The organism is Flavobacterium sp. (genome assembly GCF_039916025.1).
Taxonomy (GTDB): domain Bacteria; phylum Bacteroidota; class Bacteroidia; order Flavobacteriales; family Flavobacteriaceae; genus Flavobacterium.
Genome location: NZ_JBDSMB010000098.1, coordinates 1 through 11,161 on the forward strand (window position 1 = coordinate 1; position 11,161 = coordinate 11,161).

At 36.4% G+C, this 11,161-nt stretch carries 8 protein-coding genes; 4 read left to right on the top strand and 4 right to left on the bottom strand.

The features are described 5' to 3' along the window. Positions 1-11: 11 nt before the first annotated feature. From ABIQ27_RS06635 to tsaB, 3 genes are read left to right on the top strand one after another with little or no spacing between them, the layout of a single operon-like run. Positions 12-1,388 carry a TolC family protein gene (locus tag ABIQ27_RS06635; protein ID WP_348033004.1) on the top strand — a complete coding sequence of 459 codons (1,377 nt, stop codon included), beginning with the start codon at positions 12-14 and terminating at the stop codon, positions 1,386-1,388. 3 nt (positions 1,389-1,391) lie between these two features. Further along, positions 1,392-2,693 (top strand): efflux RND transporter periplasmic adaptor subunit, encoded by a 1,302-nt coding sequence (locus ABIQ27_RS06640; RefSeq protein ID WP_348032997.1) that lies wholly within the window; start codon positions 1,392-1,394, stop codon positions 2,691-2,693. A gap of 11 nt (positions 2,694-2,704) precedes the next feature. Beyond that, a complete protein-coding gene (gene tsaB / locus ABIQ27_RS06645; protein WP_348032998.1) occupies positions 2,705-3,370 on the top strand; it encodes a tRNA (adenosine(37)-N6)-threonylcarbamoyltransferase complex dimerization subunit type 1 TsaB in 666 nt (221 codons plus the stop codon). 1 nt (position 3,371) lies between these two features. On the opposite strand, the gene ABIQ27_RS06650 is transcribed toward tsaB, so the two are convergent. From ABIQ27_RS06650 to ABIQ27_RS06665, 4 genes are all read right to left on the bottom strand, one after another. Beyond that, the gene (locus ABIQ27_RS06650; RefSeq protein ID WP_348032999.1) at positions 3,372-4,202 is read right to left on the bottom strand and encodes a mechanosensitive ion channel domain-containing protein; all 831 of its coding nucleotides are present in this window, start codon (positions 4,200-4,202) and stop codon (positions 3,372-3,374) included. 57 nt (positions 4,203-4,259) lie between these two features. Continuing rightward, positions 4,260-4,649 carry a hypothetical protein gene (locus tag ABIQ27_RS06655; protein WP_348033000.1) on the bottom strand — a complete coding sequence of 130 codons (390 nt, stop codon included), beginning with the start codon at positions 4,647-4,649 and terminating at the stop codon, positions 4,260-4,262. A 45-nt stretch (positions 4,650-4,694) separates the two neighbouring features. Further along, a complete protein-coding gene (locus ABIQ27_RS06660; RefSeq protein WP_348033001.1) occupies positions 4,695-6,719 on the bottom strand; it encodes a thioredoxin domain-containing protein in 2,025 nt (674 codons plus the stop codon). A 159-nt stretch (positions 6,720-6,878) separates the two neighbouring features. Beyond that, positions 6,879-7,775 carry a NifU family protein gene (locus ABIQ27_RS06665; protein WP_348033002.1) on the bottom strand — a complete coding sequence of 299 codons (897 nt, stop codon included), beginning with the start codon at positions 7,773-7,775 and terminating at the stop codon, positions 6,879-6,881. Between the two features lie 130 nt (positions 7,776-7,905). On the opposite strand from ABIQ27_RS06665, the gene ABIQ27_RS06670 reads away from it, so the two are divergent. Beyond that, the coding region (locus tag ABIQ27_RS06670) for a choice-of-anchor L domain-containing protein (RefSeq protein WP_348033003.1) at positions 7,906-11,161 on the top strand (3,256 nt) is incomplete at its 3' end.

Genomic DNA, 11,161 nt, shown 5'->3' on the forward strand with positions numbered 1-11,161 from the left:
CCGTTTTTAGTATGAAAAAAAGTATACAGGCATTTACATTGATTTTTATTCTTCTTTTAGGATTTACTTCCGTAGCCCAACAAAAAAAGTGGACGATTCAGGAATGCGTAGAGTACGCCTTGAAAAACAACATATCCATCAAGCAATCTGAATTGGATATTAAATTAGCCAACATTGACAAATCATCAGCTATTGGAAATTTTCTACCCAATTTAAACACCAGCATTTCACATTCATGGAGTATCGGTGCCAATACAAATCCGGTTACGAATGTTAGAGAAAATCAAACTACACAATATACCCAGGTTGGTGTGAGTTCAAGTGTCACTCTTTATAATGGTTTGCAAAATCAAAATCGTCTTCGAAGAGCAAAAATGGCACAACTGGCGTCGCAATACCAACTGACTAAAATGCAGGATGATATTTCACTGTATGTTGCCAATGCTTATTTGGATATACTTTTTAATAAAGAAAATCTAAAGGTGCAACAAGGGCAATTAACTTTCGATGAAAAACAATTAAACAGAACTCAGGAATTGGTGAACTCGGGTTCAGTTGCAAGGGGAGATTTATTGGATATGAAAGCAACAATTGCTGGCGATAATCAAAGAGTAGTAGCTGCCGAAAATGCGCTGCTGATTTCAAGACTGAGTTTGGCGCAATTACTTCAATTGGAAGATTTTCAAAATTTTGACATTGCCGATGTTGATATCGAAGCAACGCAAAGTCCGGTAATGGCCGAAACTCCGGAAGCTATAATTGAAAAAGCAAAGCAGGTCAGAGTCGAAATTAAAATTGCACAAAGTAACTTAGACATTGCGCAAAGAGATATTAAAATAGCAAGAGGCGCATTACAGCCGAGTTTGTCTTTTGGTTATAATTTTGGTACAAACGCCAGTTATTCTGATAGAATTGTCGGGGTTGATGGAAGTGGAACACCAATAATTGCAAATCCGCTACCGGTTTTTGAACAATTCAGTAATAACAAAGGACACAACTTTGGATTGCAACTAAACGTTCCAATATTAAATGGATTTTCTGCAAAAAATAATGTGGAACGAAGTAAAGTCAACTTTGAAAGAACCAAAAATGCTTTCGATCAGGCTAATCTGGATTTAGAAACTAATGTTTATAAAGCAATCACCGATGCCAAAGGCGCTTTGAAAACTTATGAATCGGCACTTTCAACTTTGGAAGCAAGACAGGAAGCATTTAATTATGCCAAAGAAAAATATGATGTTGGTTTAATGACTGCTTTTGATTTTAATCAATCACAAACCATATTTGTAGCTTCACAATCGGATGTTATTCGTGCTAAATACGATTATATTTTTAAAATGAAAGTAGTAGAATTATACTTCGGAATCCCAATCATTCAAAAACAATAAATCATGTCAAGAAATAAAATTTACATTTTAACTGGAGTTATTGTAGCAATACTTGTTTTGCTGCTAGTCTTAAAATCTAAAGGAGTTATAGGTAACAACGACGAGGGAAAAGAAGTCGAAACAGCTAAAGTTGATGAAATAACAATTGTAGAAACTGTTTCGGCTACCGGAAAAATCCAACCTGAAATCGAAGTGAAAATATCTTCAGAAGTATCGGGAGAAATTATTGCTTTACCTGTAAAAGAAGGACAAGTGGTAAAAAAAGGAGATTTATTGGTTAAGATAAATCCGGATTTATACACTTCTGGTTACAACAGAACGATTTCTAATTTATCAGGTTCAAAAGCAGGATTAAGCCAGGCAGATGCTACATTCAAAGAAGCAAAAGCAAGTTATGACAGAAGCAAAACTTTGTTTGACAAAGGAATTATTTCAAGATCAGACTGGGACAAAGCAATTGCATCATTTGAAGGCGCAAAAGCCAACAAAGAATCCGCTTATTACAATGTGCAAAGTGCCAATGCAACGGTTATGGAAGCAAAAGACAACCTTGGAAGAACGACTATTTATGCACCGGCTGACGGAACTATTTCTTCACTTGGGGTTGAATTGGGAGAACGGGTTTTAGGAACGCAACAAATGACCGGAACCGAAATTCTTCGTGTTGCCAATCTTAACAATATGGAAGTTGAAGTTGATGTTAACGAAAATGACATTGTGAAAATAAGCATTGGAGACAGTACAAAAATCCAGGTTGATGCTTATTTGAAAAAAGATTTCAAAGGTATAGTAACCAGTATTTCCAATTCGGCCAGCACAGCAACAACGGCTGATCAGGTGACGAATTTTAAAGTAAAAGTACGAATTTTAAAAGAATCATACCAGGATTTATTAGAAGGGAAGCCAGTCACTTATTCGCCATTCAGACCTGGAATGACAGCGACAGTTGATATTATTACCAAGCGAAAAGAGAAAGTTATTGGTGTGCCAATTAGCTCTGTTGTAGTGAAAGCAGATACTGCAGCTACAAAGAAGTATGAAATAAAAGATGAGCCAGAAGACAAAAAAGTTGTTGCTAAAAACGACAAGAAATTCGAATGTGTTTTTGTAAAAGATGGCAATAAAGCCAAAATCAGAATTGTAAAAACAGGCATTCAGGATGATACAAATATTGAGATTACTTCCGGTTTAAAGAAAGGCGATGTAGTCATTATTGGTCCTTATACAACCGTTACTAAAGACCTGAACTCAGGCGATAGAGTTAGTTTGGCAAAAGATTCTGATAAGGAAAAAGAGAAAAAATAACTGCATATCCCTTGATTTACATTCTAAATATAGAAACTGCAACCAAGAATTGCTCTGTTTCCTTGGCTAAAAATGGTGAAACTATTTTGTGCAGAGAAATTGCGGAACAAGGTTATTCGCATGCCGAAAAACTACATGTTTTTATTGAAGAAATTCTAAAAGAAACAGCCATAACGGTTCGGGATTTAAAAGCCATTGCGGTAAGTAAGGGTCCGGGTTCTTATACAGGTTTACGAATTGGTGTTTCAACAGCAAAAGGCTTGTGTTATGCCCTCGGAATTCCGTTGATTTCGGTTGATACGCTGCAGGTTTTAGCAAAACAGGTTGTGGTGGAAAATGGTTTGATCATTCCAATGATTGATGCGCGAAGAATGGAAGTTTACAGTGCCGTTTTTGATAACAAGCATATCAAAATAATGGAAGTGCAGGCAGAGATTTTAACAGAAGAAAGTTATGCCGAAATGAATGAAGCTGTGTATTTTATTGGCGATTGCCAGGAAAAATGCAAAACGGTTTTAACCAAAGACAATTTCCACTTTCTTCCCGAAATAATTTTCCCATCAGCAAACGAAATGAGCTCTTTGAGTTATGACAAATTCAGCAAAAATGAATTTGAAGATGTAGCTTATTTTGAACCTTTTTATCTAAAAGATTTTTTGATAGCAAAGCCAAAGTAAATTACTTCGAAGATTCTTTTACATAGGGTTGAATAAGAATTCCTGCTGTGTCAAATGCTTCTTTGCATTCTTCCAGAATATCCGAACTCATAGAACCAAAATCCGCATTTTTTGCCCATGGTTGAATGGCTAACTGAATAGCAGAATCGGTTAAAAGATTTACAACAACAGCTGGCGGTGGAGTTTTTAAAACTTTGGGATTGTTTTCCAAAACCTGCAGCACAATTTCTTTAGCTGTTTTGATATTCGTGTCATACGAAATATTTAAAAGAAGATTTGCTCTTCTGTTTTTCCCCATTGAAAAATTGGTTATTACACCATTGGACAAAATCCCATTCGGAATAAAAATCGTCTGATTGTTTCCGGTAACTAATTTGGTTACAAAAATCTGGATTTGGCTAACTGTTCCTGAAACTCCCTGAGCTTCTATAGAATCTCCGACTTTAAACGGCTTGAACATAATAATGAGCATGCCGCCTGCGAAATTGGAAAGTGAACCCTGCAACGACAAACCAACGGCCAAACCAATAGCTCCAAGAATTGCTACAAAGGAAGAAGTTTCAATTCCTAATTTGGAAATGAAAGTAACGAAAAGTAAAAAACGCAATGCCCAAAGTAAACTGTCTGCTAAAAAATCTGACAACGTTGGATCAAAATCACGCTTAATCATAATCTTTCTTACCAAACGATTGATTAGCCTAACAGCGTATAGCCCGATAAAAAGAATTACCAAAGCTGTAATTAGCTTTGGCGAATAATCAATCAGCATTTTGATAAATTGATCAACGTAATCCGCAAACGAATGAATATAGTGCAGTTCTTTCTTTTCCATAGAGTAATAAAAAAATCCCGACGAATCGGGATACAAAAATAATATTTTTTTTAGAAATTAATCAGCGTTTTCGTCGGCTGGTTTTATCGCGTCTTCTGCTTTTGTCATTACTTCTTCGGCATCTTCAGAAGCATCACCTGCAAATGAACTTACTTTTTCTTTTACAGTATCCACAGTGTCGTGAGCAAAACCTTCTGCTTTTTCAGCATATTCGCCTGCTTTTTCTTTCACCGATTCCACTATATTATCAATTGTTTCTTTTGCAGCCGGAATCTGTTCGCTGATTTTCTCTTTAGCTGAATCTATAAAATCTTCTACTTTGTCCATCATTGGTTCAGCCATTTCTTTTACTTTTTCAATGGCATTTTCTGCATAATTCTCAGTAGTATCTGCAGCTTTATCTTTGGCACCGCCAAATAAATTTTTAAAAAATCCACCTAATCCCATGTCTGTAATTTTTAGTTAGTTAATAATAACAATATTACGATTTTTCTACGATTTAATTTCTATTTCTTTACAGATTTCTTCAAAATCAGCAGTTGGTTTTTGACAGGTTTTGTTTTGGCACAGATAGAACAAAGTTTCATTTTCCGAAAACCGATTTTCTAAAAATGGCAGCTTTGACATTGCTGAACTTCCGGCAATTATTATGTTAGGCGAATAATTATTATTTATTTTTTCTAAATATTCTAAAGTATTGCTTCCACAAATAGCCAGTTCTTTATTCTGTTCCGAAAAATGTAAAAGCACGTTCAGCCAATTTGAAAATGCCGAAGGATAAGTAACTGTTGGAATAATATTCTGAACCATTTGCTGGCAGATTTTTTCATAATAACTATTCTCAAAATAAATGCTCAATCTGAATAAAGCATCTGCCATAACCGAGTTGGAAGCCGGAATCACATTGTCTTCGACTTCAAAATGGTTTGTAATTAAAGCTTCATCCTGATGTGAAGTAAACGAGAAAAATTGAGCGGGTGCATCATAAAAATTATCAAAAGCATAATCGGTCAATTGCTTTGCGTTTTGCAGCCATTTCTCATCAAATGTAACTTCATATAAAGAAATAAAAGCCTGAATTACATGAGCATAATCTTCAAGAAAACCATTGATAGTAGCTTTTCCTTCTTTGTAACTGTGTTTCAAATTGCCATCGGAAGTCCAAATATTTTTGATGATAAAATCCGCGTTTTGCAAAGCAATATCTAAATAATGTTGCCTTCCAATGGCTTTATACGCTTCGACAAAACCTTTGAGCATAATGGCATTCCATGATGTCAGGCATTTATCATCCAGTCTTGGTTTGCTGCGTTTTTCTCTTTCTGCGTAAAGCAATTGTTCCCAGGATTTTTTCTTTTGCACCAAAATTTCTAAGGCAATATTTTGCTCTTTTGCGATTTCGAATAAGGTTTGTTTTTGGATTAAAACATAATTTTCATGTTCCCAAAATCCGAATTCGTTGACATTAAAAACAATTGAAAATAATTCGAAATCTTCCTGAAGTAAGGTTTGTAATTCGGCTTTTGTCCAAACATAAAACGCGCCTTCTTCGAGATGATTTGCCGCATTCAAACTGTCGGCGTCAAGCGCAGAATAAAAGCTTCCTTCTTTGGTGAGCCACTCTTTTTCTACGAATGCTAATGTTTTTTCAATGACTTCTTTATAGAGTTTGTTGCCGGTTAATTTGAATGCATTAGCATAAAGCGAAACCAATTGACCGTTGTCATAAAGCATTTTTTCAAAGTGTGGCACATGCCATTTCATATCGACAGAATAGCGTGAAAATCCGCCATCAATAGTATCAAACAAACCGCCATAAGCCATTTTGGTCAATGTCAGATTTACAAAATCTAACAGCTCTTGATTCTTGGTTTGATAACCATAACGTAAGAGAAATTCATAATTGACAGGCATCATAAATTTGGGAGAGCGAGCCATTCCGCCAAAATCCCAGTCAAAACTTTTTTGCCATTTGGAAACTAAGGATTCAAGTATTTCAAAATTGAAGTTGCTTTCCGAATCACTTTTTGAAATAATGCTCAGCGATTGCAAACCGTCATTAAGTTTTTCGGCGTAATCCAAAATGGTTTGCGGATTTTCAATATAAATCTCCTGAAGTCGTTCCAGGGAATTTATCCAGTCGTTTTTTCTGAAATAGGTTCCGCCCCAAATTGGTCTTCCATCGGGCAATGTCACTACATTCATTGGCCAGCCGCCGTGACCGGTCATGATTTGAACGGCTTTCATATAAACGGCATCAATATCCGGGCGTTCTTCGCGGTCAATTTTTATGCTGACAAAATGTTCATTCATCGTAGCTGCTACTTCATTGTCTTCAAAACTTTCGTGTTCCATTACGTGGCACCAATGACAAGCGGAATAGCCAATGCTGACAATTATCAGTTTGCTTTCTTTTTTGGCTAAGGCCAAAGAATTGGCATTCCATGCTTTCCAGTGCACCGGATTGTTGGCATGTTGCAATAAATATGGACTTGTTTCTTGATGTAGTTCGTTCATGATTATTTTTTTAGCCCTGATTGTAGTGGCATCCTTTTTTAATTGCCTCGGGTTTAAACCCGAGGCAATTAAAAAAGATACAACGGAAAGCGGGAAATAGCTTCAAAAAAAGCGCCCAAAATTGGACGCTTAAAGTTACTTTTTTATTTTGAATAATGCTTATCCGTTAATTGCTTCAACTACAATATCTTTATCGTTGAGCATGTCTTTCAGCATGTTTTCGATTCCGCTTTTTAGCGTAAATGTAGAAGAAGGACAACCATTGCAGGCACCTTGAAGTACAACTTTTACACGTTTTTCAGTTTCATCATACGAATCAAAAAGGATATTTCCGCCATCGGCAGCAACGGCAGGTTTTACGTATTCTTCGAGAATATTGATGATTTGCTGAGAAGTTGTATCAAGATTATCAAAGTTTTTGATTTGTTGTTTTTCCTGTTTTGCGTTAGTTTCAATTTGACTTTCATCAATCACAGTTCCGCCATTTTCAATGAATTGTTTGATGAATGTGCGCAATTCCAACGTGATTTCGTCCCAAGAAATACTGTCGTATTTGGTAACCGAAATATAATTTTCGGCGATAAATATTTCTTTTACATAATGGAATTTGAATAATTCCTGTGCCAAAGGCGATGCTTTTGCTTCATCAATATTTTTGAATTCGGCTGCTGTTTTTGTTAATGCTTTGTTGACTACAAACTTCAGCGAAGCCGGATTTGGCGTGGTTTCGCCATAAACAGATATAGGTTGTTTTTTAGTCGAATTTTCATTTGGCAACACAATCACACCGCCATTATTGACAAAGTTTTCAATCTGTTCGGCAACATCTTCCTGAACATCTGACCATTCAACTATGCTAAATCGTTCGATGGCAACAAAATTTCCGGATATGTAAACTGTTTTTACAAAAGGAAGATAAAACAGTTGTTGGGCCAAAGGGGAATTTTTGGCTTCATCAATATTTTTAAACTCAAAACTCTCATTTTGAGTTATAAATTCCGGGAATTCAAATTTTAATATTGCTGGGTTTTGAGTTTCTTTTATGCTGATTTTCATTAGGGAAGTATATTTTTATGCAAATTTAACAAAGTTATTTTCTGTGAATACTTATATTTGGACAAATAAACAATTAATTAACATATTTAGTGGTTTTAGAAATTAAAAGCACTGATATAATTCCATATTGATGAAGAGAATTTTATTTTTATTTTTTACTATTCTAACGGGATTAAGTTCTTTTTCTCAAGCAATAACTGTCAACAATACTACCCATACAGTTCCGCAACTTGTTCAGGATGTTTTATTTGCGTCTGGAAGTACAGCTTCTTCGTGTGTTGGTGCCATTACTAATATTTCGTGGAGCACTGGTAGTGATTCAAGTGATGGTTCTAGTTTTGGATCAACAAATGGAATCGGTTATTTTCAAAATTCAAATCCTAATTTCCCATTAACTTCCGGAGTTATTTTATCCACGGGAAATGCATTAAGTGCTCCTGGCCCGAATACAACAATACAGAGTAATGGTACATGGCCCGGAGATATTGACTTATTTAATTATATTGATGGGTTGGGAATTGATCCTGGTTTAACGGATTATAACAATGCTACTGTATTGGAATTTGATTTTACTCCATTGACAACAATGATGAGTTTTGATTTTCTATTTGCTTCGGAAGAGTATGGGGAATATCAATGTACTTTTTCAGATTCTTTTGCTTTTTTTCTGACTGATGTAACTACTGGTGCTGCGGCTACAAATTTAGCTTTAGTTCCTAGTACAACCACACCAATATCTGTAGTAACTATACGTGATGGGGCATATTTTACGGGTGCTGGTACAAATTGTGGGTCAACAAATTCTTCTTATTTTGGTAACTTCAATGATTCATCACCTGCCGTTAGAGCTGCGGCTCCAACAAATTTTAATGGCGAGACGGTTTTAATGACGGCAACATCGGCAGTAACTCCAAATGATTTATACCATATTAAACTTGTCATTGCAGATAGAAATGATGACTTATTTGATTCTGCTGTTTTTTTAGGAGGCGGAAGTTTTAATATTGGAACTCCTGATTTGGTTGGGACAGGTACAGAATTTAACGGGATTCATGATTTTACTATTGCTGATGATACTGCGGTTTGTAGTTCAAAAATTATTAATGTTCAGGCTGGAAGCGTTATGATTCCTGGGGTAACTTATAGTTGGACGCAAGGTGCAACTCCCGTTGGGACCAATTCTAATCTTTATACTGTTACTGAAGCAGGAACTTATACTGTAACGCTTACTTATCCTGGTGGATGTCAGCAATCAGATTCAATGATTGTTGAATATATTCCTTCGCTTACACTTGGAACTCCAAGTGATTTAACACAATGTAGTGCTCCTTTTAATTTAACAAGCAATAATGCTACTATTTTAAATGGTTTACCTAATTCTATTTCATTCCATCATACTTTATTGCAGGCACAACAATTAGCATCCCCAATTTCAAATCCAACTATTTATAATGGCGTTGATGGAGAAATAATATATGCGGCAGTTGAAGATGATAATACAGGTTGTATTGTTACAGCACAGTTTACTTTACATATAGATTCAAGTTTGTGTGTACCACCAATTATTCCAGGAACACCACCAAATTTGGTTCAATATGAAACGACACCTGGGTCAGGAGTTTCCATATTTAATTTTACTCCACAAACGGCAATTATATTAGGAGCAAATGCGCCAGCTGATTACTCGGTTGCTTATTATCTTACTTTAGCTGCTGCAAATGCCGGAACTAGTCCAATAATTGGGACAACTGCCTTTTCAAACACAACTAATCCTCAAACAATTTATGCTGTTTTATTTCAAAATAGTAACCATGCAAATTTTGTAATAGTAAGCTTTCAATTGATAGTTGTGCCATTGCCTGTTGTATCGATTTCGGCTTCGCCAACTTCGGTTTGTAGTGGAGGTTCGTCTACTATAACTTTTACAGGAACACCAAACGCAATTGTTGATTATACTGTTGATGGAAATCCAAGACAAATTGCATTAAATGCTTCAGGGACTAATTTTGATACTACACCTCTATTAAGCATAAACACTATTTACAGTATAGTAAGCGCTACAATTACAACTGCTGCTGGGACAGTAATACAACCTGAAAATGGTACTGCAACTGTAACGGTTATTGCATTGCCAACGGCTACCATTTCGGGAACGACAACGGTTTGTAAAGATTCGGCCAGTCCAAATATTACCTTTACAGGAGCAAACGGAACAGCTCCATATACTTTTACATACAGCACTGATGGAGGAACAACTACGGCTACAACCCCGCCAAGTACTGGTAATACTTATTTACTTCCAGTTTCTACAGCTGCGTCAGGTGCCATTACCTATACTTTAATTAGTGTTCAGGCTTCCGGAGTCCCTGCATGTTCACAAAACCAATCCGGTACAGCGACTGTGACGATTAAAGTATTGCCGACTGCTACTATCTCTGGTACGACAACAGTTTGTAAAGATTCAGCAAGTCCAAATATTACCTTTACGGGAGCAAATGGAACAGCACCTTATACTTTTACTTATAGTACAGATGGAGGAGCAACTACAGTAACAACTCCGCCAAGCGTTGGAAGTACTTATACACTTCCGGTTTCTACTGCAGCATCGGGTGTGTTTACTTATACTTTGATTAGTGTTCAGAGTTCCGGAGTTCCTGCATGTTCTCAAAATCAATCCGGTACAGCAACTATAATGGTAAAAGTATTGCCAACAGCAACAATTTCAGGTACTACAGCAGTATGTTTGAATTCAGCATCGCCACAAATTATACTAACAGGTGCAAACGGTACAGCGCCTTATACGTTCACGTATTCAATTAATACGGTAGTGCAACCACCAGTTTCCACCACAGGAGGAAATAGCGTTATCGTTAGTGTTCCAACGACACCACAAGGTGTATACACTTATGCTTTAGTAAGTGTTCAGGACGGAGGTATTCCGGCTTGTTCACAAGCTCAGACAGGCTCTGCGGTAGTAACCGTAACGCCTCCACCCACGATTAACAATCCAACACCATATGTAGTTTGTGATGACAGTTTAAACAATGATGGTCTCTATTGCTTTGATTTAACTACCAAAATAAATGAAATTACAGGAGGAAATCCAAATGTTGTGGTTGATTTTTATGAAACAGCGACAAGTGGTGTTTCACTTGCAAGTCCATATTGTACCATTGCCCCTGGATTGCAAACGCTTGATGTTCGAGTACATTTTACAGGCTCCCCAACATGTCTTTCAACAACTTCACTAAATTTAGTTGTCAACCCAATCCCTTTACCCAATCCTGTAATCACGGATTATGAACTGTGTGATTACAACAATCCTGGCGATGGTATTGAGGTATTTAATCTTGGCACAAAAAGCGTCGAGATCGCTAATGGGCAAA

What these genes read in the sequence shown, in the direction of transcription:
- ABIQ27_RS06635 (WP_348033004.1), top strand. Translation starts at nt 12, where the DNA reads ATGAAAAAAAGTATACAGGCATTTACATTGATTTTTATTCTTCTTTTA.
- ABIQ27_RS06640 (WP_348032997.1), top strand. Translation starts at nt 1,392, where the DNA reads ATGTCAAGAAATAAAATTTACATTTTAACTGGAGTTATTGTAGCAATA.
- ABIQ27_RS06650 (WP_348032999.1), bottom strand. Translation starts at nt 4,202, where the DNA reads ATGGAAAAGAAAGAACTGCACTATATTCATTCGTTTGCGGATTACGTT.
- ABIQ27_RS06655 (WP_348033000.1), bottom strand. Translation starts at nt 4,649, where the DNA reads ATGGGATTAGGTGGATTTTTTAAAAATTTATTTGGCGGTGCCAAAGAT.
- ABIQ27_RS06660 (WP_348033001.1), bottom strand. Translation starts at nt 6,719, where the DNA reads ATGAACGAACTACATCAAGAAACAAGTCCATATTTATTGCAACATGCC.
- ABIQ27_RS06665 (WP_348033002.1), bottom strand. Translation starts at nt 7,775, where the DNA reads ATGAAAATCAGCATAAAAGAAACTCAAAACCCAGCAATATTAAAATTT.